This window comes from Parashewanella tropica (assembly GCF_004358445.1).
Lineage (GTDB): Bacteria > Pseudomonadota > Gammaproteobacteria > Enterobacterales > Shewanellaceae > Parashewanella > Parashewanella tropica.
On record NZ_CP037951.1, the window covers coordinates 385,487 to 410,733 of the forward strand.

General features: G+C 41.8%; 21 protein-coding genes. 11 read left to right on the forward strand and 10 right to left on the reverse strand.

The features are described from left to right. Positions 1-47: 47 nt before the first annotated feature. The gene (hemE, locus tag E2H97_RS01615) at positions 48-1,112 is read right to left on the reverse strand and encodes a uroporphyrinogen decarboxylase (RefSeq protein ID WP_133405505.1); all 1,065 of its coding nucleotides are present in this window, start codon (positions 1,110-1,112) and stop codon (positions 48-50) included. Positions 1,113-1,367: 255 nt separating this feature from the next. Between hemE and rsd the strand changes: the two genes are divergently transcribed. After that, complete coding sequence (gene rsd / locus E2H97_RS01620; RefSeq protein WP_133405506.1) at positions 1,368-1,835, forward strand: sigma D regulator; 468 nt, start codon at positions 1,368-1,370, stop codon at positions 1,833-1,835. A gap of 66 nt (positions 1,836-1,901) precedes the next feature. On the opposite strand, the gene E2H97_RS01625 is transcribed toward rsd, so the two are convergent. Further along, positions 1,902-4,106: a S46 family peptidase gene (locus E2H97_RS01625; protein ID WP_133405507.1), complete on the reverse strand. Its 2,205-nt coding sequence runs from the start codon at positions 4,104-4,106 to the stop codon at positions 1,902-1,904. 310 nt (positions 4,107-4,416) lie between these two features. On the opposite strand from E2H97_RS01625, the gene dnaB reads away from it, so the two are divergent. The 3 genes from dnaB to E2H97_RS01640 all read left to right on the forward strand — a co-directional run bounded on the left by dnaB (position 4,417) and on the right by E2H97_RS01640 (position 8,175). Further along, on the forward strand, positions 4,417-5,823 hold the full coding sequence (gene dnaB, locus E2H97_RS01630; RefSeq protein ID WP_133405508.1) for a replicative DNA helicase: 1,407 nt from the start codon (positions 4,417-4,419) through the stop codon (positions 5,821-5,823). A 57-nt stretch (positions 5,824-5,880) separates the two neighbouring features. After that, positions 5,881-6,957, forward strand: coding sequence for an alanine racemase (alr, locus tag E2H97_RS01635; RefSeq protein WP_133405509.1), 1,077 nt, complete (start codon positions 5,881-5,883; stop codon positions 6,955-6,957). A gap of 351 nt (positions 6,958-7,308) precedes the next feature. Then, positions 7,309-8,175, forward strand: a complete 867-nt coding sequence (locus E2H97_RS01640) for a GNAT family N-acetyltransferase (RefSeq protein ID WP_133405510.1) — start codon at positions 7,309-7,311, stop codon at positions 8,173-8,175. Here the strand turns inward: E2H97_RS01640 and E2H97_RS01645 are convergent. From E2H97_RS01645 to E2H97_RS01660, 4 genes are all read right to left on the reverse strand, one after another. Further along, complete coding sequence (locus E2H97_RS01645) at positions 8,172-9,155, reverse strand: sterol desaturase family protein (protein WP_133405511.1); 984 nt, start codon at positions 9,153-9,155, stop codon at positions 8,172-8,174. The genes E2H97_RS01640 and E2H97_RS01645 overlap by 4 nt on opposite strands. An 18-nt stretch (positions 9,156-9,173) precedes the next feature. After that, positions 9,174-11,369, reverse strand: coding sequence for a TonB-dependent receptor family protein (locus E2H97_RS01650; RefSeq protein WP_133405512.1), 2,196 nt, complete (start codon positions 11,367-11,369; stop codon positions 9,174-9,176). Further along, positions 11,369-12,595, reverse strand: a complete 1,227-nt coding sequence (locus tag E2H97_RS01655; protein ID WP_133405513.1) for an imelysin family protein — start codon at positions 12,593-12,595, stop codon at positions 11,369-11,371. The genes E2H97_RS01650 and E2H97_RS01655 overlap by 1 nt, the downstream gene beginning before the upstream one ends. A gap of 83 nt (positions 12,596-12,678) precedes the next feature. Continuing rightward, the gene (locus E2H97_RS01660) at positions 12,679-14,391 is read right to left on the reverse strand and encodes a DUF4856 domain-containing protein (protein WP_133405514.1); all 1,713 of its coding nucleotides are present in this window, start codon (positions 14,389-14,391) and stop codon (positions 12,679-12,681) included. Between the two features lie 450 nt (positions 14,392-14,841). On the opposite strand from E2H97_RS01660, the gene dusA reads away from it, so the two are divergent. The 7 genes from dusA to E2H97_RS01695 all read left to right on the forward strand — a co-directional run bounded on the left by dusA (position 14,842) and on the right by E2H97_RS01695 (position 19,351). Continuing rightward, positions 14,842-15,825, forward strand: a complete 984-nt coding sequence (dusA, locus tag E2H97_RS01665; RefSeq protein WP_133405515.1) for a tRNA dihydrouridine(20/20a) synthase DusA — start codon at positions 14,842-14,844, stop codon at positions 15,823-15,825. A 207-nt stretch (positions 15,826-16,032) separates the two neighbouring features. Beyond that, positions 16,033-16,320, forward strand: coding sequence for a hypothetical protein (locus E2H97_RS01670; RefSeq protein WP_133405516.1), 288 nt, complete (start codon positions 16,033-16,035; stop codon positions 16,318-16,320). A 118-nt stretch (positions 16,321-16,438) separates the two neighbouring features. After that, on the forward strand, positions 16,439-16,636 hold the full coding sequence (locus E2H97_RS01675) for a PspC domain-containing protein (protein WP_133405517.1): 198 nt from the start codon (positions 16,439-16,441) through the stop codon (positions 16,634-16,636). Between the two features lie 4 nt (positions 16,637-16,640). Then, positions 16,641-17,021, forward strand: coding sequence for a hypothetical protein (locus tag E2H97_RS01680; protein ID WP_133405518.1), 381 nt, complete (start codon positions 16,641-16,643; stop codon positions 17,019-17,021). Between the two features lie 178 nt (positions 17,022-17,199). After that, a complete protein-coding gene (locus E2H97_RS01685; protein ID WP_246029039.1) occupies positions 17,200-17,667 on the forward strand; it encodes a copper chaperone PCu(A)C in 468 nt (155 codons plus the stop codon). A gap of 14 nt (positions 17,668-17,681) precedes the next feature. Continuing rightward, a complete protein-coding gene (locus E2H97_RS01690; RefSeq protein WP_133405519.1) occupies positions 17,682-18,668 on the forward strand; it encodes a DUF2333 family protein in 987 nt (328 codons plus the stop codon). Positions 18,669-18,670: 2 nt separating this feature from the next. Further along, positions 18,671-19,351 carry a TIGR04219 family outer membrane beta-barrel protein gene (locus E2H97_RS01695; RefSeq protein ID WP_133405520.1) on the forward strand — a complete coding sequence of 227 codons (681 nt, stop codon included), beginning with the start codon at positions 18,671-18,673 and terminating at the stop codon, positions 19,349-19,351. A 58-nt stretch (positions 19,352-19,409) separates the two neighbouring features. On the opposite strand, the gene E2H97_RS01700 is transcribed toward E2H97_RS01695, so the two are convergent. The 4 genes from E2H97_RS01700 to asd all read right to left on the reverse strand — a co-directional run bounded on the left by E2H97_RS01700 (position 19,410) and on the right by asd (position 25,236). Next, positions 19,410-20,336 (reverse strand): D-2-hydroxyacid dehydrogenase, encoded by a 927-nt coding sequence (locus tag E2H97_RS01700; protein ID WP_133405521.1) that lies wholly within the window; start codon positions 20,334-20,336, stop codon positions 19,410-19,412. Continuing rightward, complete coding sequence (locus tag E2H97_RS01705) at positions 20,326-21,030, reverse strand: glycerophosphodiester phosphodiesterase (RefSeq protein WP_133405522.1); 705 nt, start codon at positions 21,028-21,030, stop codon at positions 20,326-20,328. The genes E2H97_RS01700 and E2H97_RS01705 overlap by 11 nt, the downstream gene beginning before the upstream one ends. Beyond that, entirely contained in the window at positions 21,027-24,203 is a 3,177-nt protein-coding gene (locus E2H97_RS01710; RefSeq protein ID WP_133405523.1) for a mechanosensitive ion channel domain-containing protein, read from the reverse strand. The genes E2H97_RS01705 and E2H97_RS01710 overlap by 4 nt, the downstream gene beginning before the upstream one ends. Positions 24,204-24,375: 172 nt before the next feature. Next, a complete protein-coding gene (asd, locus tag E2H97_RS01715; RefSeq protein WP_133405524.1) occupies positions 24,376-25,236 on the reverse strand; it encodes an archaetidylserine decarboxylase in 861 nt (286 codons plus the stop codon). Positions 25,237-25,247: the final 11 nt, after the last annotated feature.

A 25,247-nucleotide genomic window follows, 5' to 3' on the forward strand; every position in this document is an offset into this window, starting at 1 on the left:
AGAGGGCTAATTAGATTTAAGGCGAAGCGAATCGGTAATTAAGGGTATTATTTATGATATTGCCCAGAATGCTTCACTACGGAATCAATAAAGGCTTTTGCATGCTTAGGATCCACATGTTGATGGATACCATGACCAAGGTTGAATACATGACCTGAGCCATTGCCGTAGCTGGCTAGAATCGACTTCACTTCTTGTTCAATACGTTCAGGTGTTCCATAAAGTACAGACGGATCCATGTTGCCTTGTAGAGCGACTTTCTCACCCACACGACGACGAGCATCACCGATATCTACCGTCCAATCTAAGCCAAGTGCATCACAGCCTGTTTCAGCCATGGCTTCTAGCCATAACCCGCCACCTTTGGTAAATAAAGTAACAGGTACTTGGCGACCGTCTGCGTGGCGAGTCAAACCATCTACGATTTTTTGCATGTATGGCAGAGAAAATTCACGGTAGGCTTGATGAGATAAAGCGCCGCCCCAAGAGTCAAAAATCATCAGCGATTGAGCGCCGTTTGCGACTTGTGCATTCAAATACAAGGTCACTGAGTCAGCTAATTTGTCTAATAGTAAATGCAAGGCTTTTGGCTCTGAGTACGCCATCTTTTTGATTTTCTCAAAAGTTTTACTTGAGCCGCCTTCGACCATGTAGGTGGCTAGTGTCCAAGGTGAACCAGAGAAACCAATTAATGGCACTTCACCTTTTAGTTCACGACGAATAGTGCTAACCGCATTCATCACATAGCCAAGCTCATCTTCAGGATCAGGGATCGCTAGCTTTTCAATGGCTGCCATGCTATCAGCTTTACGTTCGAATTTAGGACCTTCGCCTGTTTCGAAGTACAATCCCAATCCCATCGCGTCAGGAATGGTGAGAATATCAGAGAACAAAATCGCCGCGTCTAAGTCATAACGACGTAAGGGCTGGAGTGTTACTTCACAGGCTAGTTCTGCATTTTTACACAAAGACATAAAGTCGCCAGCTTGAGCACGAGTCGCACGATACTCTGGTAAATAACGCCCAGCTTGGCGCATCATCCAAATCGGTGTGCGATCCACAGGTTGTTTCAGTAGCGCCCGCAAATAGCGATCATTTTTTAATTCAGTCATCAGGCTGGTTCCTAAACTTCGAGTCAAAATAATTGCGCGTAGTGTACCTGAGAACTGTGATCAAAGTTAGCGTTATTTAGGGCAAGATGTGCTAAATCAATACCTTTACTAAAGATAAACGCATTCAATGTGATTGAGATCAAACTCGACCGACAATGATAAAAAAGTAAACGATTTTTATTCGAAAAAGGTTGATCAAACAGTCGATTCTTTCTTACATTAGAGTGTAGGGAAAATAAACAATTGGGAAACAGGATGCTAAGCAAACTAGAACAAGCCGAACAACGGTGGGGTGGAGCTAACCAACTGATTGACCAATGGCTCAGTAATCGCCGTAATCTATTGATCCATTATTTTAAACTTGCGGGATTACCGCCATACGAAACCCAAGAGCAGTCCTTACCATCATCCGATAATGTAAAAGAGTTTTGTAACGCATTGGTCGATTATGTCTCAGAAGGACATTTCGAAGTGTATGATCAAGTGGTTTCGGCTTGTGAAAAACACGGTCCAAACAGCCAAGAACTTGCAAGACAACTCCTTCCAAAAATCAGCTCCAGTACCGATATTGTCCTCGATTTTAGTGATAAATATACCCAAGCCACCAATGACAATGTTTTATTAGAATTAGATGATGATTTATCTCGTTTAGGCAGCTCAATCGAAAACCGCTTTGGTTATGAAGATGAATTATTAGAAGTACTGCATCAGTATCATTCTTAATTTTTGTTCTTATTATCAAATAAAAAAGCCTAGGAAGTTCCTAGGCTTTTTAGTGTTCAGAATTAATTACTTTTCAATATCCAACTCTTTCAACAAATTATCGGCGTGATCTACTTTATCCATCATCCATAGGATGTAACGAATATCCACGTGAACAGCGCGAGTGATAACTGGGTTGAAGAACCAATCTTTAGTGATAGCTTCATAAGTAGAGTCGAAGTTTAGACCGACCAACTCACCTTTGGCGTTAAATACTGGCGAACCAGAGTTACCACCTGTTGTGTCTACGCTTGATAAGAAGTTAACCGGCACAGATTCAAACTTGGCAGGGTTGGCTTCACATGAGAATAGACGGCAAAGCATGCTTCGAGGGTCTGGGTAAACGGACTCAACTTCATGGCTGCCATAGTCTTTATCTTTGATGGCTTTGATAAGTTTAGCTGGAGCGTTAAATGGCTCAACTCCGGTGTTTTTCGCCACTAATCCTTCAAGCTTAGTAAATGGCTGTTTGTACATACCATCTTGAGCTTGATAGCCGTCAACAACGCCGTAAGTGACACGCAAGGTACCGTTTGCATCTGGATAAACAGGTAAGTCTAGTGATTTGTTATAAGCAATGATGGCACCCATATAAGCAGGACGAGCAATAGACAGCTTACCCGCTAAGGTCTTCGCGGCTTTTTCATTGCGCATGTTGGTGTCGTATAAAGTTACCGCTAACTGAATGAATGGATCTTGGCTGCTTTTGAAGTCTGCAACAGAAGCTTTCATCCACGCTAAACGTTTGTCGTGTTTAGTCAGTTGTGATTGCGCGTACATATCTGCAACACGTTGCTTTAATGGTGCTTTATCTTGAGCAAGCCAAGCATCTAGGGCTTTCACGCGGTTTGATTGATTTTCATAAGCCATCAAATCTTGTAGCCATAATACTTTATCAACACGAGCATCAAAGCGAGTATCTAAACGTTTTAGGCGCGCGGCAAACAGTTTCATATCGCGCTCTTGATAACCCGCTTCACGTTTAGCGTCAGGCTTTTGTCTTTCGTGAGCTAAACGATATAAGCGTTTTGCGGCTTCTAGTAAGGCACTTGATTGAGCATTATCGAAATAGAAACTTTGCTTGTAATTGGCTTGCTGCTTTTTCAACAGTGTTTCAAGGTTTGACACGATGTCACTGTTGGGTTGTTGCTTAGTCAGCCAAGCTTTGAATTCATTTTCTTTGTGCTGCTTGATACCTACGATATCAGTAGCGCGGAAACCATCTAATAAGCCGTTCAACTTTTTCATGCGGTTCGCGGTTGATGCTAGCGTGCTGGCGTATTGAATCTTGATGTCTTTATTTTCAGCGCCCATTTGCTCAATGGTATCAATACGGCGTTGATAGCGTTCAGCCATATGTGGGTATTGCCAATCATTGGCAAACTTAAGCTCCGAAGTAAGGCGATAACGACTGGTGCGCCCAGGGTAACCTGCTGCAAATACCGCATCACCCGCTTTTACTCCGTTCTCATTGATTTTAACGAACCCTTTTGGCACGTAAGGCACGTTGTCTTTGCTGTACTGTGCGGGTTTACCGTCTTTGCCTACATAAGCGCGTAAGAAGGTAAAGTCAGCGCTGTGGCGAGGATATTCATAGTTATCAATCGCGCCACCAAAAGAAGCGGCATGTTCAGATGGTGCATAGACTAAACGAACATCGCGAATGATCAATTGTTTGATCAAATAGTATTCCAAACCATTATGGAAGCTACGCACCGAGCAGCGGTAGTTGGCATCTGACTCACATTGTTTAACTAAGTCTTTACGACGTTGAGCGATGGTTTCATAGCGAGTCAGTGGGTCTTTGCCTAAATCAGCGGTCACTGTATCGGTGACGTTCTTTACATCTTCAGTGATGTAAAGACGTTCGTTAGCGCCTGCTGATAGCTCTTCGTCCATTGATTTTGCTAAAAAGCCGTCATTGAGATAATTATGGGCTTTATTACTATTGTGTTGAATGGCACCATAAGCACAATGATGATTGGTAACGACTAACCCTTTTGGCGATACAAAACTGGCAGTACAGTAGCCTAAACTTACTACAGCATTCATCGGGTATTTGGTGAGATCAGCCAGTTGTTTTGCTGGGATTTCAATGCCGCGCTGCTTGAGTTTATCTGCAATAGAGGGAAGTTGGTGAGGTTGCCATTGTCCTTCATCTGCGATGGCTGCATGATTGATCAGCAATGAGCCAGATGAAAGAGCCAAGGCGACAATGAGTGCCTTACGCATAGTTATTCCTTAATTTATCTTTCGAAGTCCACTAGAATGGAAACTTAGGATTTGGATTTATACCATATTTACCCAATCTATTGATGGTTTTGTTATAAAACTCTGTGTGTAAATAGATAAAGTTTAAATGATTTCATGAGAGCAATAGTGCGATAAGACAACCGTCCGTTACAGGATGTAACGGTTGTCAGTACATGGACGTACGTTTCTGTTGGCGTTCGTACTATTGCTCGGTAGTATCTATAGAATATTTCGCGCATAGAATACACAAAAACTCAATATTGTTAGATTGCTTTACACAGGAGCTTTAATGGCACAGCAAGGGGCAGCAAAAACACAATTTAAGGCGAAAGATGCCCAAGTCGAAGGCATTAAAATGCCGCCACATTCACTGGAGGCTGAGCAATCTATTTTAGGTGGGCTCATGCTGGATGCCGAAGCGTGGGATAAAGTATCAGAAGCCGTAGTCAGAGAGGATTTTTACTCTCGCTCACATCGTTTGATCTTTGAATCCATGTCAAAGCTGGTGGAAAGTGGTCAACCGCTGGATTTGGTGACGGTAACCGAGCAGCTTGAGCTTGAAAATCAGCTCGATGATGCTGGTGGCTTTGCTTATATTTCTGAAATCACCAAAAATACGCCAAGTGCGGGCAACATTTTATCTTACGCTGACATCGTACGTGAGCGTGCGGTTGTGCGTGAAATGATCCGTGTAGCTCATGACATTGCTGATGCTGGTTATAATCCTGAAGGTCGGGGTTCCAGTGAATTACTTGACCTTGCTGAGAGTAAAGTTTTTAAAATTGCAGAGCAGCGTGCTGATGCCAATGAAGGCCCTGAAGGCATTAAAAGTATTCTTGAAAAAACCGTTGATAAAATCGAGGAGTTATACAATAACCCTCACAATGGTGTAACAGGTGTATCGTCTGGTTTTTCCGATCTCGATAACATGACCGCAGGTTTCCAATCAGGTGACTTGATCATTGTGGCGGCTCGTCCTTCTATGGGTAAAACCACCTTTGCGATGAACCTTTGTGAACAAGCTGCACTCCATGAAGACAAGCCTGTTTTGATTTTCAGCTTGGAGATGCCTTCAGAGCAGATCATGATGCGTATGCTGGCATCCTTAGGCCGAGTTGACCAAACCAAAATTCGTACTGGACGTTTGGACGATGACGATTGGGCGCGTGTATCTTCAACAATGGGCATTATGCTTGAGCAAGGCAAGATGTACATTGATGACTCGTCAGGCCTAACGCCAACCGAAGTACGTTCTCGTGCGCGTCGTATCGCCCGTGAATACGGTGGTCTGTCGATGATCATGGTGGACTACTTACAGCTGATGCAAGTGCCAGCATTGTCAGATAACCGTACTTTGGAAATTGCCGAGATTTCTCGCTCGCTTAAAGCGTTAGCAAAAGAATTAGAAATCCCCGTAATTGCGTTATCACAGCTTAACCGCTCGTTGGAGCAACGTGCCGATAAGCGCCCAGTAAACTCAGATTTGCGTGAATCAGGCTCTATTGAGCAGGATGCGGATTTGATCATGTTCATCTACCGTGACGAAGTGTATAACGACAACTCGGAAGACAAAGGCACGGCGGAGATCATCATTGGTAAGCAACGTAACGGCCCGATTGGACGTGTACGTTTAACCTTCCAAGGTCAGTGGTCGCGTTTTGATAACTTTGCTGGCCCTCAATTCGAAGAAGATTAAGGTATCACGAGTAATAGGTAGCCTTTGACAATTCACAGTTCTAAGCAGGATAATTTTTTGAAACCTTTCCCCCGCGCAGAGGTGAGTTGTCGCGCGCTCAAGCAAAACCTTCAGCAACTGAAAATCATTGCGCCAAACAGCAAAGTGATGGCAGTGGTTAAAGCCAATGGTTATGGGCATGGGCTCATTAATGTCGCCAAATGTTTGGATGAAGCTGACGGCTTTGGGTTGGCGCGTTTAAAAGAAGCCTTGATGCTAAGAGATGCGGGGATCCAACAAAAGTTATTGCTGCTTGAAGGTTTCTTTCATGAACTCGACTTGCACAAGCTGGTGGATCACAATATCGAAACGGTAGTGCATCATGAATCCCAAGTGGAGATGCTGGAGCAAGCAACCCTGCCAAGACCAATTCGAGTGTGGTTAAAGCTTGATTCTGGTATGAATCGGTTGGGTGTTACCGCTGAAGAGTTTTCGGCTATTTATCAGCGTTTAGTTGATTGCCCAAACGTAGAAAAGCCGATCCATTTGATGACGCATTTTGCCTGTGCTGATGAACCGGAAAATAACATGACTCAAGAGCAATTACAGCTGTTTGAATCGTTAACTCAACATCTAGAAGGCGAGCGCACTTTATCTAATTCTGCTGCCACTTTGTATTGGTCACAAGCCCATGGTGATTGGGTTCGTCCGGGAATTGCACTTTATGGGGTGTCACCGGTGATGGGGGATTTAGGTACAAACCATCAACTCACGCCAGCAATGGAGCTCAAGTCACAATTGATTTCTGTGAAATCGGTAAAAGCCAATGAAAGTGTTGGTTATGGTGCTTATTGGCAAGCTCAACAGCAAACTACATTAGGTGTTGTGGCAATTGGTTATGGTGATGGTTACCCACGCAATGCCCCGGAAGGTACACCGGTATGGGTCAACGGTCGTCGCGTGCCGATTGTAGGACGGGTGTCGATGGATATGTTAACGGTTGATTTAGGCGTGAATGCCCAAGATAAGGTAGGTGACGAAGCGACACTATGGGGAAAAGACTTACCTGTAGAAGAAGTGGCTGAGCATATTGGCACCATTGCGTATGAGCTGATGACCAAGTTAACGCCAAGAGTAGCGGTATGTTTGGAATGATTTCTACTAGGGGCTGTTTATCTTTAAAGATGAAATTTTGTGCTATATGAGTGCTTTTCTGTTCAAGGCGTGAGCAATGAAGCTTAGCATTCTAAGTAAATTGCTCACAACACAGAACAGGTAGCACTCATAAGCATCGAAGACAGCGTAAATTGGTCATTTCTTCTGCGTTATCGCTTGTTTATGTGGTGCAACCACACTTCACAAGTTCCGCCTTGCATAAAATAACCAATTTATCGCTGCAAAAATCATCTCGAAAGATAAACAGCCTCTAAGCTCCTACAGACATAAACTGAAAAAGCTTCACTCCTTGTCTACACTTTCAAGAGGGAATTGTTGTGGAGATAGGCAATGAGGGAAGATCTGGTTTTTCGAGAAGCTAGCCAAGATGAAATATCACAGTTGTTTGATGGCATTATCTCTGAGGGCTGGAATCCAGGGATCCACGATATCCACACCTATCCAGATTGTGAAAGCACGCATTTTCTTGTCGCATTACACCAAAATCAGCCCGTTTCTTTTATTTCTTATATTATCTATCAGCAGCATTACGCATTTGTCGGATGTTACTTAGTTCCAGATCCCAAGCAAAGAGGGAAAGGCTTTGGTTTAGCAATAGTGAATCATCTGCATGATAAGCTGAAAAATTTAGGTGTATCGCTGATTGGCGTCGATGGTGTTGTGGCGCAATGTGACAACTATGCCAAAAAAGGGTTGATTGATGCTTATCTTCATCGACAGTTTTACTATCAAGTGCAAGGGAATGAAACGGTAGAAGAAAGTGTCAGTTTATCTTGTCCTGACATTGCTATTTTAGCTGCATTTGAAAGCAAGTTTGTTCCTGAACCAAGATTACCATTTTGGCAAACGTGGGCAGTTAACGATCCATCAAAGAAATTTGCTTGTATCCATGATAGTTATCGGGAGCTTTCAGGCTTTGCTTGTTTAAGAAAAGCAGTAAATGGTTATCGGGTAGGCCCCATTTATGCCGAGAGTGTGGATGAAGCTAAAGAATTATTACATGGTTTAGCAGTACAAGTGCCAGCAGAAAGCATACTCTATATTGATATTCCTGAAGGGAATCCCGCTGGCTTTCATTTTATTCAACAAGCCGAACTTACCGAAAACCAATTTGACTGTATGAGAATGTATCTAGGTAAGCCGCCGCAGCTTGAAGTAAAAGGGATCTTCGGTGTGTGTACGCTTGAAATGGGTTAATTTTTCACGCGTGACGGTAATAAGCTTTTTAATTTCAACCCCGCTTGAATAAACGGATTGATATAAATCCCCCACAAGGTTTCGTGTTGCTGGTATTGCTTTCCAATACCTAACTTCAATGGTGAAGTGATCTCAGAGGCTTTGATCAAGCTTCGATTTAGTCTGTCCCAAATCGATAATGCTGAGCCTAAATTGGTATCAAAATGCTTTGGATTGGCACTGTGATGTACTTGGTGCTGAGCGGGGCTAATAAACCAGTTTTCTACTTTGTCTCCCCAACTGAGCCAGATATGGCTGTGCCTCAAGTTACTACCCATGATGTTAAACGCAAATACAAATATGTTGGCACCGACAATGTCATACATTTTGAGTGATGGTCCAAAGAGGTAATAACACAAACCCACTACAAAGCCTTGAGTCAGCGCCATACGGCACGCATACAAGTAGCTTTCGACAGGATGTGAGCGATAGATGGTAAATGGCGTCAGCACTTTTGCCGAGTGATGTACTTTATGAAACTCCCACAAAAAGGGAATTCGGTGCAGCAAGTAATGCAAATAAAATCGAGTAAAGTCGTCGAAGATAAACAGCAGCAAGGTAAAGACAACCATAATACCGACTTCAGAAGTCATTAGTGGCTCATGCGTACCCAATACCCATTCAAGAGTGTCAGATACGCCAAGCGCCACAGGCACCATGGTCAGTACAATGGCAGGAAACAATGCCGCTTTAAGTAGTTTATTTAATACCAGAAGGGCATAATCATGCTTGGCTGACGTGGCTAAATAGATGTGTTTTGGAAACAGAAAACGTAAAAAACCAAAAATAGATGCCTTTTCTGCTGTTTGCTTTAGTGTGAAAAAGAAAACGGGCAGCGCGAGTAGGATGGCTGAAACAATATAACCCCAATAAATACGCTTATTGGGGTCAAACAAGTACAGTGATAGTTCCTTAAAATTACTGGTTAGAAATTCCATCACTGTACTCCACTCTATTTATCAAAACTGATATTGATAGCCCACAAACCCTTGACGAGGTTTACTTGGTCTTGCACCGTATGGACGGCGACTAACAATCTCTTGCTTACCAAATACATTATCCACTTTCAGGTACACTGAGCCGTTTTCATGTAATTGGTAACTGGCTGAGAAGTCTGCCACAGTTAGTGCTTTCGTTTCAACGCCGGACAGAGTCACTCCTGTACCTGAAGCTTCGTGCATTTTGCCTACATAGCGAGTGATCAAATTGGCTTGCCAGTCATTAGCCACTAATCCTAAATTCAACGTGAGTTGATTCTCGGGTAGGTAAGGCAATGGGTCGCCCTTTTTGATGTTACCCCATTGGTTAAAGGCTGAGTCAAAACCTTGGGTAAATTCACCATGGGTATAGGTATAAGTTACAGATACAGGGAAGTCGATGCTATCGGTCATGGCTAAGGTATATTTACCTTGTAGTTCTAAACCACGAACTTCAGCATTGCTACTATTGAATTGGATATTCGAATCGTTTCCACAGGCAGAAAAGCTGCAGGTTTCAATTAAACGCTTGAAGTCATGATAAAAAGCAACCGCTTCGATTTCGACTTTGCCATTATTAAAGCGGTAGCCTAACTCGTAGTTAAGACTACTTTCGGGTTTAATGTTTGGCTCTTGACGTGGACTGGTAGGCACAAACCCTTCATGAATACCGAATAAAATACCGGACTGTTTAGATAACTCATAAAAGCCACTAAAGCTTGGTAGCCAAATTCGAGTGCTTTTTTTCTGCCAATCGCCTTGTTTATTTGGTGCTTGGTTTTGGTAGAGTGAATCAATAAATTCACCACGCACACCAAAGGTTAATGACAAGTCATTGTATTTTACGGTGTCGACAAAGAAGACCGAAATCGCATCCGTTTTTTCTAAATTGGAGGTTGTCGCTTTTGTTTCGTTACCATCAGAAACCAAATTCCCCGATTTCATTAAAAAGCCATCTTCAGTATGGCGGCGTTTAATTTGATCTTGATGAAAGCGAGCACCAACATTGAAGGTGTGATCTAATCCAAATAACTCGGTATACCAGTAGAGTTCAGATTGAACACCTTGAGAGAAGAAGGTACGAGCATTATCACCCAAAATAATTACTTCGGATGAATCCTGAGTGTCTTTGTCACCTGTAAGGACTTGATATAAACGTTGATTGGTATCATTCCCAGTAGGGTCTGCCAGCACTCTATCTGGCTTTATACCACCACCAAAACCATTGACTTTAAACCATGAACGCTCAAAGTCATTGCGATAAACTCGAGTCGTGACATCAAAATCATCATTGCCGATAAAGTGGCTTAACATAAATTGTTTATGCGTCCAGTCCATCTTATCTTTTTGGCTAGCACGATATCGACGATTAGGACTTTTGGCGAAGTCTGCATCGGTTAACCCTAAATAGGTTTCATTGGAGACTTCATCAGCATAATCGAGCTTCAATTCGACAAGTTGGGTGTAGGATTTTGATGATAAGTCGTATTTAAATTTGGCTTGAATGTCATTCTTTTTAAAGCCAGTATCACCACCGCCATCCAGTTTTTTAAAGCCGTCAGATTGAAGGTGAACTCCTTCAACTAAATAGCCTAGCTTACCTTGAGTATCACCAAAATAACCGTGCGCTTTTTTATAACCATTACTGCCAAGGGCAACGTCGACTAAGCCTTCTTTCGCATCAGGAACATGACGAGTAGTCAGGTTAAGTGCGCCGGCTACGGTATTAGGGCCGTATTTAATAGCAGCAGGACCTTTGAACACTTCTACTGCATTGATTTTGTTCATCATTGGGAAATAATAAGCCGCTGGCGCCGAATAGGGAGCTGGACCAATCAATACCCCATCTTCCATGATGTTGATTTTTTTGCTGCGCTCAGGTGTAACACCACGAAAACCAATATTCGGACGCAGACCAAAACCGTCTTCTTCACGAATATTAACGCCAGGTACGCTGTAAAGAATGCGGTTGATGTCATCAAATTTAAATTTCTCTAGTTCTTCTTCACCAATGAGTGTGGCGGCGCCAGATTCGGTTCTAAGTTTATCGGTGTGACCTAAGATTTGAACACGCTCAATGTATTTATCACTTTTGGCTTTATCTTCAGCGAAAGCACTGTGACTGATAGAGGTCGCAATGGCAGCAGCGACTAAACCAAGTTTAAAAGTAGGTTTCATTAGTCGTTATCTCCAGCAGATGTTTTTGGTAATTCCAATGCCAAGCGATTAATAAAGTCGGTTTTAAGTTTGTCGGTGACGTTTTTTACTTTGCCATGAGTTTCGGTGACTTGATCGGAATTGTCTTGTAATGCTTTCTTTAAGCTGACTTGATAAGCTTCTGCATTAACAATGGCTTTTTGTACATCCGCCACCATGGCGTCAGCGGTATCTTTAGCACCAACGTCTTTCAAATAAGCAGTAAAACCAATACCTGACTCACCTTGTAATAAGCGGTCAAAACCACGCAAGTTATTAATGATGTGAGCCAATGATTTTTCAGCAAACTTAGATTCAACGTCTTCTGGGCAAGCTTCAGCTCCACAGGCATTGACTTGTAACCCAAGGGGCTTGCCAAGCTTGCCATCTTTGGTGGCTTTATCTAGGTAAAACATGGCATCACTTAAGCGGTTTACTGCTTCATGTTCGTTTTTAAACGGATTGCCCGTCGAGCCTGCTTCTTTCAAGGTGGGGACGTAATTATTCCATACCGTTACTAAGTTACTGGCATTATTTGCCAGATCTTTAGCGACCTCAGTGGCAAACTCACAACGGGCGATTTTCTTTTGATTGTCGGTTAAGTTAGCCCAACCATCCGGCGAGCCAGTTTTACAAGAGTGATTGAGGTTATCGTTGAACAGCAAATATTCGAGTGCGCCTAAGCCCTTTCTTGATGGTAATCGACGAGTGATATCGTAAGGGGCGCCATTAACGGTTCCAGAGCGGAAGAAGGTGACATCATAATCTACCGCACAGCTATTGATATTAGGCCATGAATAGATGCGATCTCGTAATAACTTGTCGTTATCCAGTATCGGACCGATTTGCATTAACTCTGCTTGTTGCCATACCCCCATGGCAGCTCCCCAACTGTTTTGAGCTGCTTGTTTTGCACTATCAAAAGCGGGTTGCTCAATACTGCCTGCAATCAGGGCTTTTTGTTGAGTACAAAATTGCGCGACATCTGTAGAGTGTGCTTTGGCTTTCTCGTTAAATTGAGTGAACGTCGGTGTGATCACTTTATCCACTAAATTGGCAATTAACGCTTTTTCGTTGAAATCAGTGTTATTGGTAGGAGGCTTATTAAAGTCTTTTCCTGAAGAACTAGAAGTACTTTCACCACAGCCAATGAGCGTTGTCGCTGCAAGTGCGAGCATCAGTTTGGATAACAGAGGTTTGCGATTCATTGGAGTAACCTTTTGTAGCGTTTAAAAACAGCAAAGCTTGGCATATAGCCAAGCTTTTGTTTTATTAAGTATTTTTGTTTTTATTACCAGTTTTTAACATTGTCAGCATCAAACGTTAGTGCTTGCTGAATAATGTTACGTGCTTCAAGAAGCTTAGCTTTGTAAGCGTCTCTTTCAGCTACAGTGAGAACCGGTTTAGTGCCCATTTTCTCGTGGATCATGGCAAATTGCTCATCGCTAATCTTCGAATATGGGTTGAACTGTAGACCTAATGCGAATCCTTTCATTTCTGACCAGTGCTTAGCTAAATCAGCGTGCTTGAAATCATCAGTGCCTAACTTGTCTAGATCCGCAATTGAGTCATTGATGTAGTGAACAACCGTTGCTGCAATTGCTCTTTCCCAGCCATCAACAGCCACATCACGATGCGCTTTTAGCTTAGTCATTTGCTCTGTAGTCAGTGCTGACTTCACGTTATCGTTGATGATTTTACGTCCAGCAAGGAAAGCTTCCATTGTGGTTTTCGTGAAATCAGTAGGCTTGGCATTGTCTTTTGTGCCACGGTCACGTTTAGCCGCATTAACCGATTGACCATAGTTGATTTCAGATAGTAAATCGATTTTTCCGTCTTTATTGGTATCGTGTTTACCGTTCCAGTCAGCACGACCATCAGCTGCAGTTTTTACTTTGCCAGCGATTTCGTTATCGTTGTATTCAAGGTAATCACGAGCTGCACCGAAGTAACCAAAGCCTTCGTCAAACTGGTGCTCAAGGTTAGTGTAAGCTTTACCTGCTTTCGCCTCTTTAGTGTTATCTGTAGTTAGACCTTTACCATCGGTCTCATGACCTAAGTAGTCATCGGTTGCTTGAGAGTAGGTGATTGCCATTAATAGGAATTTTTGGATCAACTGTTTAAGATCAGTACCGTCTTCGTTGATGTAAATTTCAGTAATTGGCTGTTGAGTTTCGTTAGCAACACGAGCTTCACCTTTAATTTGCTTCTCAGCATTGGTTGCTAATTGCTCGAAGAACATATCGACTAGAGTTTCAGGTGTTTTAGACCCTTTAGCTCCCCAACCTTCAAAGTCGCCGTTGTTCCAATTTTTATGCTGACCAGTTGCATCATTGCCCGCTAACTTGCCAACAAGGTTTTTGTGGCTGCTTGAAATCGCAACAAGGTTTTCTTGAAGAGGTTTGTCAGTGAAAGTAACCGGGAAGTTGTCGTACTGCTCTTCAGTGGTACGGAAGAACTTATTTAACTGATCTAGTACTGCTTGTTTGGTTGTAAGATCGCCATCTTTAAGTGCCTGCTTTAAATCAGTACCAATGAACTTATTGAGCTCTGCAATCAATACATGACGAGCCGTTTGACCTGAATAAGAAACACTTGATTTATCTTCAACTAATTTACTTTTAAAAGTGTAAGTATCAAGTAAGTCATTCACTGAAATGGTTAAATCTTTGCTGAAGCTTAGACCAGCTTTATCTTTAGCGGTAACTTTCACTTTCAGCGTTTTTGCCATTTCATAGTTAGCGCTTTTCTTTGGCGCTAGTTTTAGTGTGTTGCCTTCAACAACAAACATGTCGCCTTCAACACTAAAGGTATGAGAATCGCCTGAATTCGCATCGGTTGCAGACAAAGTACCAATGGTTGCACCCGGCATATTTTCGTCAACTTTCATTGCGCTAACACTAATGTCAGTCGGTGCTGTGTTTTTGTCTTTATTTGAACTACCGCCACATGCCGATAGAACTAATGCAGCGGATACTGCTAGAGCTAGATTTTGCTTTTTCATGCGCTTATCAAACCTTTGTGTCGTAGAGGAATGTAAATTTTGTAAAATTATTTGCGCGGATGTTATCACAATTAAATGTGTTAATACGAACTGTTCTCAGTTAGATTTACGTGCTTTTTTAGAAGTTTTTTGAATATATAAAGATCTAAAAGTTATAACCAACTAAAATACTCAAGTATTTGTTATTACTATCAATAACCTATATTTTTTAGAATAAAAGCTCTTAAATGGGGTGTTTTAAATACTCGGAATAAAATGATCTTGGTGTAAAAAGTTTCTTTTATTTTTATGGATGAGTATGTCGGTGAAGAGAAAGAAACGCTCTAAAAAAATTAAAGCTGTAATACGAAACTGAGCATCAATATATAAGAGCTTAATACCAAAAATACCTTAAAGTATGAGAAAATAGGCCAATTCAGTGACTCACTTAGCTCTAATAGAACAAGCTCAATGGCAAAAACTTCAATAACATCAACCAATAGAAAATTCAGCATTGCGCCCATGCTGGATTGGACCGACCGTCATTACCGATACATGGCACGCCTTATGTCTAAACAGGCATTGCTCTATACCGAAATGGTAACAACAGGGGCAATTTTGCACGGCAAGGGTGACTATTTAGCTTATAACGATGAAGAGCATCCATTGGCATTACAGCTTGGTGGATCGAATCCTGTTGATTTGGCAAAGTGCGCCAAAATTGCTGAAGATCGTGGTTATGATGAAATTAACCTAAATGTAGGTTGTCCGTCAGATCGTGTGCAAAATGGACGTTTTGGTGCTTGCTTAATGGCTGAGCCAGAGTTAGTTGCTGACTGTGTTGATGCCATGAAACAAGTGGTGGATATTCCGGTGACGGTGAAAACGCGTATTGGTATTGATGAGCAAGACAGTTATGAGTTTTTGACCACATTCGTTGAAACCGTAAAAACAAAAGGCTGTGAAGAATTCATTATTCATGCTCGTAAGGCTTGGCTTCAAGGATTAAGCCCAAAAGAAAACCGAGAAATTCCTCCTTTGGATTATCCTCGTGTCTATCAACTAAAAAAAGACTTTCCTGATCTGCACATAAGCATCAATGGTGGCATTTTAACGATAGATGAAATGCAGCAACATCTTGAGTATCTTGATGGGGTGATGGTGGGTCGTGAAGCTTATAACAATCCTTATATTTTGAGCCGTGTCGACAACGAATTATGCGGCCAAACTAATGAAGTGCTGACACGCGAGCAAGTAGTAGAACAGATGCTGCCTTACATCGAAGCACATGTGAAGCAAGGTGGGCGTTTAAATCATATTACTCGCCATATGATCGGTTTATTTCAAGGGCTGCCAGGCTCACGTCAATGGCGTCGTCATTTAAGTGAAAACGCTCATAAAGCAGGTTCAGGTATTGAAGTTGTTGAGCAAGCATTGTCTAAAATCGAGCTGTAATTTTATTGTTAGTGAAAATAGCTAAATTGACTGGTTATTTTCACTAACTGCCTTCATTTCTATTAAAATATCCATTCCTACCTTCTTTGCTAATATCTATTTAATTTGTTTTAAATCAGTTTGTTATGCGTAATTTTTAAAAGTTGGCACAACATTTGTTATTCCTATTGTGAATTTTACATTTATTCAATCTAAAGGGAATACACAATGAAAACGTCAGTTACGATAAAAGGAATTACTGCAGCTGTTTTGACATTAGGTTTGCTAGGAACGGCACAAGCTAATGATTTTTCTACTGAACTGAGTAAATCAGTGAAGATAGATTTTACTAAGCACACAGTTGAACTGATTGAAAACATCAAGCAAGACATGCAGTTGTCGTTTGAAGCACAACTGGCGGCGATGATGACTGAGTTACAAAAGCAAACGGCCTCCATCAACTTTGAAGAAACGACGCAAACCAAGACTGAAGTAGCGAATCTCGAGGAGCAATAATCATGGAATTATTTGCTTCTCCTTTAGCGACATTAATGATGGCTCCTGTAATGAGCTTTGTCTTGGCCGCAAGTGTGATGTTGCTATTACATACTTTAAATCTAAAAGGGCAGCAGTAATGTTAGATAAGATAATTGAGCTTTTAAAAAGCAACCGCTTGATTTTTGGTACTGCCGCAAGAGTATCTGAGCGTTATTGTTGGCCAGTGCTGTGGACTCGAATGTTATGGTTAGTGTGTGCAATATTTGCTCCGTTTTTTGCTTTACTGTCATACATAGTTGTTGCCGTATGGTTGCCTTCTAAGGAGCGAAGGTAGCCTTATGAATCGTCGAGTTTGGCCTTTCTTAGTCCATAGTGTTTCAGAAATTGGTGGAACCATTGCGTTCGTATTGGCTTTTGGTTGGCTAATATTTCCCAATGCTCAAGATCTTGCACACTGGCAAATGAGTATCGAGCAATGGACGTTTACGCTTGAATCGAGTCAATTGTTTGGATTATCGCCTTGGATTTTACTTTCGTTAGTGACATTAGCCCTTGCTGTGGTGCTATTTGAGTTATCAGGGCTTAAATTCTGGCAATCGATGATCATTGTGAGTATTGGGCTGACATTGTTAATCCTTGGTTATGGGTATAGCCCTATAGGCTTAGGTTTTGTTTTATTGATTCTGGTCGGGATAGCCTTATGCCGAATAAGCGCTTAATAAGGGTTTGTTTTCGTAACTCCTCACTTTTTTAGATTAAAGAACTTCTTATATCATCACCGCTATTATCATTGTCGAATTTACCTTGGATAAGGTATTCTGTCTGTTACAAAATTCGAAAAAATTGAAATGATAAATCGTTCTCTTAAATTGAGACATTGAAAAGCGGAGTAATACATTGATTAAATTTGTAAAACAAGCCGTTACAGCACTCGTGTTCATTGGGATTTCTAGTACAAGTTGGGCTGCAAATATTCACTTAATATCAGGACATATTAGAGCCATGCCAGCCAGTGTTCCTAATACTGCGGCGTACTTAAAAATCATGAATCATGGCAAGGCAGTAAAGTTAGTCTCAGCATCGACTCCAGTAGCTAAAGAAGTGCAATTACACACGCTGCTCACTGAAAATGGTGTCGTAAAAATGCGTCAAGTTAACGATTATGAGATTGGTACTCACCAGACTCTCGTTTTAAAGCCTTCGGGTGATCATATTATGATCATAGGCTTAAAAAAACCGTTATCGATAGGGGATAAAGTCCCACTTACATTAACTTTTAGTGATGGCAGTTCTAACACCATAACTTTACCGGTACAGAAGGTGTCAGATGAAGACTCGAACCATAGTCACCACCATCACCATTAATTGGAGATAATTGAATGACGATTAATTGGGATCGCACACTTGCTAAGCGAATCGGCTGGGTGTTAGCAGCAGTTGTACTGTTGAATGTCATTCTGAGTGTTTGGTGGAGTGTTGAGCCAGATCCAATTCAACCCAAAGTGAAAAAGACAACATCAGGGCAGTTGATTGTTGGCTACGCTACAACAACGTCGTTGATCGATACTGTAAATACGTTATTGGATAAGCCCGGAGGTTGGATATCCAACGATCCGCTACCTCCGTCGGTATTTATGGATAATATGCCTGCATTTGAATTTGGCGCATTAGAGCAAATTCGCGATTTGGCGCGCAGTTTACGAACCGATTTTAGTCGCTCTCAGTCCCAATCCATTGAAGATAAAGACTTAAACGAAGCACAAGCCAAGTTTAATATTGATCATACTAGCTGGCTGATCCCAAGACCTGAAACTGAATATAAAGATGGTGTTAAACACATCGAGTGGTATCGAGCTAAAATCAGTGATCCTAATAACCCTGATGCTCAATTTTATGCCAGAGCGGATAATTTAAATGAGTGGCTAAAACAGGTACAAAAACGCTTAGGCAGTTTATCGCAACGACTATCGGCCAGTGTTGAAACAGAACGCGAAAATACAGATCTTGCTGGTGATAGTGCGGCTACTCAAACCACGCCTACCCATGAAACACGAATCGTCAAAACCAGCTGGTGGAAAATTGATGATGTGTTTTATGAAGCTCGCGGTAGTAGCTGGGCGTTGCTAAACTTTATGCGTGCAATTGAAGTGGATTTTGCTGATGTATTGGCAAAAAAGAATGCTCAAGCAAGTGTAAGACAAATTATTCGAGAGTTGGAAGCCACACAACAAACGGTTTACAGCCCTATGATTTTAAATGGTAGTGGGTTTGGAATTTTAGCCAATCACTCATTAGTGATGGCCAATTACATTTCACGTGCCAATGCAGGAATTATTGATTTAACACATCTTTTATCACAAGGATAGCTATGAAAAAGTTATTGTTAGTTACAACATTATTGGCCTGTACTTCAGCCCAAGCAGCGACGGTTTTGGGCGCTAAAGTTGGCGTAGATGGCTGGAATGCAAAGACCACAGGTAGTGTTGCTCCAAGAAATAGCAATGAAGTCAATTACAAATTTGATGATAAAACTCAAGGTCGTATTTGGGCTGCTTTAGAGCACCCAGTTCCGTTACTTCCTAATCTAATGCTAAGTGCCAATCGCATCAAAGCTGACGGTAAGCAAGGAAACAATACAATAGACGCTGATTTGAGTAGCCTTGATGCAACGGCATACTATGAATTATTGGATAACGATATTGTGTCTTTAGATGCGGGTATCACTTTCCGTAAATTTAATGGCGAATTTGGTTTCTCACCAACGAGCAAAGTCGACTTAGATAAGCATCTATGGATGGGGTATGGTAGTGCTAGTGTAAGCCTTCCGGGTATCGATTTCTTTGCATTTGCAGACTTACAAGCCGGAATTGATGAATCTAAGGTTTATGATGGGCAAGTTGGTCTTGGTTATGAAATTGATGGACTAGCGCTGGATTACCGTTTCCGCCTTGGTTATCGCGAGTATAACTTCGATGTGAGTCGTTTTTCTGGTGTTAATGCCAACTTAAAAACCAAAGGTGTGTTTTTAGGTTTAGAAGTGGATTTTTAACATTCGTGAGTTTTACGAATCGAAAAGGGGCTTAATGCCCCTTTTTTGTTACTTTTACTTAATAACCCTTTTCAAAATCAATCGAGTAGTTAAGTGGTTTACCCTCAATCCATCGTAAGTAATTTTCTGCAAACACCTTAATTACGTCTTTTGGGGAGCTTGGGGCTGCAACGTGCGGCGTTATAATTGCGTTTTCAAGTTGCCACAGCGGATGTGACGCTAATAGAGGTTCTTGGGGAAATACATCTAAAATGGCTTTTTGCTTAGGCTGCCCCATTAATTGTTGGGCTAAAGCATCAATATCTACGGCATCACCGCGACCGATATTAAATAAAATGGCGTTGGACTTAAGTAAACTCAATCGAGTTTCATTGAGTAGATTTTTGGTTTGCGGAGTTTTAGGTAAAACACTTACTACGACATCCGCTAGCACTAATTCAGATTCTAACTCTGTTAATGGTATGGTGCTATCAAAGTGAGGGCGATCTTGCCCTGATTGATTTACGCCAATAACCTTCATACCAAAATGCTGAGCCGTTGAAGCTAAATGTTGACCAATGCTTCCTGCACCTATGATCAGTAAGCGTTTACCTGCGATCCCATCATCAATAACAGGTGACCAAATTTGCTTGGATTGACTGTCAGTATAATGCTGATGATTACGGTATATCGATAATAAATACCCAAACACATATTCGCTCATCAAAGGGCCAAACGTGCCTTGCACATTGGTTAACTGGTAGTTAGAACGATTGAATGTTGGTATTAAAGCATCAACACCAGCGTAGGTAGATTGCAGCCACTGTAATTGTTTAGCGACTGAAATTAGCGGAGTGGCGAGCGGTGGATCGGCGACCCAAATATTGGTCTGACGGATTTGATGAGGCGCATCATCTACAACTTCAAGATCGGGGAGATCGTATTGAGAGAGCTCATTTATATAAGCTTGGTTTTCAACAGTTAGTAATAGGAGTTTATTTGTCATAGTCCCTTATCCATTTCAGTGCCCTATCTGGGTAATCACAAAAAATCCCCGCTAACCCAAGATCTAAGACAGTGTTTATATCATCTTTTTCATTCACGGTGAAAACATGGACCTTGGTAATCGCTTGTAATTGTTCAAGCTTTTTTGGGTTTTGTTTGAGCATAGTTAAAGAAACATGGATGGCATCTGGTTGGAGTGTTTCAATCACCTGATTAAACGTGTCAGGAAATTCATGGTAGAGCGGTGCGATTCGAGCATTAGGCAAGGCTTGCCGAACTTGTAATAGCCCTTGATGATCAAAAGATGAAATCAATAATTGTGAAGGAGTGAGATCAAATAGATCGAGGAATGTTGGGTACATTTCGATTAGGGGCTCAGCGGTATTAGGTCCTTTGAGCTCAATATTGATCTCACAATGTTTAAGTAGCTGTAACACTTCCAATAGTGTAGGGATGGGTTCCCCTTGAATATCAAACTCTGCTAACTCATCTAAGTTGCAATCAGCTATGGCTTTATCTATTCCGGTGAGCCGTTTTAAGTTTTCATCGTGGAATACGATTAAGTGCCCTTCGACATTGTAAACGTCTAACTCAAAGCTAGTGGCACCTTGTTCAAGTGCTTTTGAAAAAGCCTTTAAGGTGTTTTCTGGTTCATAGCCACTGGCGCCTCTGTGGGCAAAAACAGTTAACGTCATTTGATGATCCCCGCTGGTTCTTTCATTGAGTTCAAATGAATTTCCAATTGTGGATACGATAACTCGAGATCGTTATCTTTCAATGATTGAGTGATACGTTTATGAAGTTCATGGCGAAGTGGCCAGCGGCTCGCCATATCGGTGGCAAACGCACGGATCTCATAGTCTTGGGTATGAGCACCAAAGCCAGCAAACCAAACTTCAGGTTCGGGTATGCTGAGAGTATGCTTACATTCTTGTACAGCTTGATAAAGTGCTGCTTCCACTTTAGCTGGATCGGAATCCCTTGCGGTAGAAACATTAATGGTCACACGAGTGATGGGATCGGACAATGACCAGTTGACTAACTGCTCAGTAATAAAGGCCTTATTGGGAACAATGATCTCTTTGCGATCCCAATCGATAATGGTGGTAGCACGGATTTGAATTTTACTGACGGTGCCAGTCAAGTCTCGAATAGTGACGGTATCACCAATGCGCACGGGTTTTTCAAACAAAATGATCAAGCCTGAGATAAAGTTGGCAAAGATCTCTTGTAACCCAAAGCCTAAACCAACGGATAAGGCCGCTATCAGCCATTGCAGTTTGGACCATTCAACACCCAGCGTATTAAAACCAATCAGCATGCCAATCAGTAATACAAAATAACGACTGACAGTGGTGATCGCAAAACCTGTACCTGATGTTAACTCTAGCCGCTGAAGGATGGTGAGCTCTAATAAGCCGGGTAAATTAGCCGCAATCATCATTGAAAAGCCAAACACAACGATGCCGTAGAGTAAGGTTTTTAAGGTCACAGGCACCGACAGTCCATCAACGTTAGAGTGCCATAATGTAATGCCATCAAAGAATGAAAATAAAGCAGAGTGGGTTTGAGTCCAAAGGCCAATCAAGCCTGCACATAACCCAAGGATCAGTAAGGAGCGTACTAAGCCAAGCGACTGACTAGAAATGGTTTCTAAATCAACGACTGGCTCTTCGTAAAATTCTGAACTATCGGGGTTTTGTGAGGTGTCACCTCGTTCACGTTGAGCTAGAATTTCAGCCCGTTTTGCTTTGGCGCGATCAAAGGCAATCCGGCGTCGTTCAATCAGCATCCAGCGTTTGATCAACTGATAAGCGAGTAGAACACCCAGTGCCATGAACACAGAAAACAGCAACTGGAACAGCATTTCATAGGCGGTAAAGTAATAGCCAGTAAACGCGAGTACTGCCGCAGCTAAGGGCGATAATTTAAGGAGTTGCCATAAAGTGCGTTGCAATAGTCTGGTATTGGTGGTTGCGGATTGTTGTTTGTAATACTCCATTAATCGGTGTTGGTGACGTACTAAACAAAAAAGCTGTAAGCAAAGAAGAATGAATGCGCCACGGCCAATGCTGTTTTTGAGCAAAGGGAGTTGTATGTATTGGCTAAAACCAATACAGGCAATCAAGCCTAAATTGAGATAGTAAAAGCGCTTGAAATATCCATAGCCACGAGCGACCATCTCGGCGGGACGTTTAAAGTGAGCCACTAATAGTCCTTCCGGTAAGCTGATGACATAAATGATCCTATGAATCAAATAAAATAGCCCGATAGCCAGCAAGGCAGCACCGCTTGCATGGATTAATGCGATGGACGATGACAGCAGTAAGTAGCCCGCTAAGATGATGGGTGTGGGTTTGATCATGCTGTAAAACACCGTGATCAAAAGCGTATGCAAGGTATAGGTAAAGCTGTCTTGAGTTACATTACCCACGCTGCCTAAGTTCTTCCTTAATAGACTGCGAAAACGATTGCGGATCAGATCCTGTGCTGCCAAGCAAACGGTAAGAACGATCAACCACCATAGCCAGTCTTGGCTTTGATGTTCGATGTTTCGGCTCAGCTGTCCAATATAATCTTGTTCTACTAACCACCGAATGCTCAGGCCGATATCAATTAACCATTGTTTGTTGATAATACTGGCATTGGGTAGCCAAAATAGCTGCTCATTGAGCATATTGGTTAATTGAGTATGTTGCTCTGCTAATTGACGATAGCTGACACTGAGTTTGTCGAGTTCTTGTAAATATTGTTCGTAGTCTTTGACTAATTGTGAGAGCAAGGATTGTTGAGCTGAAATCCCATTCTTGATGACTGTTAAGCTAGGTTTTTGTTGCCCAAGTCGCTGCTGGTTGCCATTAAGCCTTTGCTCTAATTGATAATGTTCGAGTCTTACATCGGCAATGGTTTGCTCTAGTTTGCTGAGAACGGGTGGTTTAGGGAGACTGTCTAACGTTTGGATGAAATGTTCACCAAACACTGAGTTGAGTCTCCCCCAAGACAATTGTTCTTGAATTTCGGCGATTTGCTTAGCTTGCTTTTGATATAAGCTTTCAGCGTGTTCTTGTTGTTTGACGACTTGGTTTATTTGAGTAATCAAACTGACTAATTGCTTTGCAAGGTTTTGGTTTTGCTTATTGAGCTCTAATGACAGCGGGTTTGAATGGTTATTTGGCTGTTGAATACTTTGGGCGATAGTCAATGCTGTTTGTTTCTGCCTAGCCAAAATCATGTACTGATTAAGTGATTCAATCAATTGCTCTTGGTTGTGTTGCTTGAGTTGCAGCAGTTGTAGACGTAGCTGTGCCAAATTTAACCGGTTAGGAATACTTGAAAGCTCAGAATCAAGCGTTTCTATCTGCTTTTGGTATAACTGGCGCTGAAGTTGTGCGAAGGTATTATTATTTGATAGGCGAGAGCTGGTTATTTTTTTATGTTGATTTAATCGTTCACGTGCTTGCTTAATTTCTTTGGGTAAATGGTTTCGTCTTGTAATTAATTCATTGATATCTTGAGAAAGAACACTCTCTTGCTCTTTGAGGCGACTCATTAGTAAGTTTGCAGAAATGGCTTGTTCAGGTACATTTGTGCCTGAAATCGTTGAAACCTTTTCTTTTTCCTGAATAATTTTCTGATTTATCTGTAACTTTTCTTTTTCATAACCCAGTAGAGCTTGTTGGTAGGTTTCTGTTTGTTTCGCCAACAATTGGATGTGATGATGAATATCTTCAGGTGCTTTCAAGTCCTGTGATTGTTGCGTTTGGGTTAACGAGGCTCTGGGTGAAATAGGCAGCAGATTATTAGCAATACTCGAGAAAGAACTCAGACAAAAGCTAATAATTATCAATAAACTAAGGTTACGCCACATGGTAGTGATTCAAACTAAGAAAAGTACACCTTATCTTAGTGAATAAGTGCAAGATTTGGTATGACTTTTTTGTTGCAAGTTTAATAAATGAGCACTGGATAAAGTTGGATTTTTGTAAGCATAAAAAAACGAGTCATAAAGACTCGTTTTTAGTATTGAGTAAGTAAAATTATTACTTGATGTGAGCAAAGGGTTGACCCATACGAGTGGTCGCTTTGGGCTCTACGCCATCGGCAAACTTTTCAATCGCATCTTTCTCAAAACACATCACAATCGTACTGCCGAGTTTAAAACGACCCATTTCTTCACCTTTTTGCAAAGTAATGGCGTCTTTACCTTCAGTAGGGTATTCCCATGTGAACACTTGCTTACCCGCTGGCGGAGTAACTGTACCCGCCCAAACGGTTTCGATACTAGCAACAATCGTCGCGCCAACTAACACCATTGCGATAGGGCCAATTTCGGTTTCGAAAATAGCCACGACACGCTCGTTACGGGCAAACAGTCCCGGCACGTTTTCGGCGGTTAATGGGTTAACAGAAAACAGCTCGCCCGGTACATAAGTCATTTTCGACAGCGTACCTGTGATCGGCATGTGCAAACGATGGTAATCTTTTGGCGCCAGATAAATAGTGGCAAAGTCACCGTCTTTGAATCGCTCCGCATCTTGTGGCTGGTCACCTAATAACGCTAATGTTGAATATGAATGACCTTTGGCTTGGAAGATTTCACCATCTTTAATGGGGCCAAGTTGGCTTACAGCACCATCAACTGGGTGTGCCAGTATTTTCTCATCATCACAAATTGGGCGAATACCATCTTTAAGCTCACGAGTGAAGAACAAGTTAAAGGTCTTGTAAGCTTCAGGATTAGAGTCTTTGGCCTCACTCATGTCGATTTTGTATTGCTTGATAAACCACTTGATGAAGAAAGTGGTCAATTTTCCTAATTGAGCGGCGGCTAACTTGCCCACCAGACGCGATAAAAAGTGCTTTGGAAGCATATACTGAATCGCAATCTTTACTTTATCCACGTTTATAATTC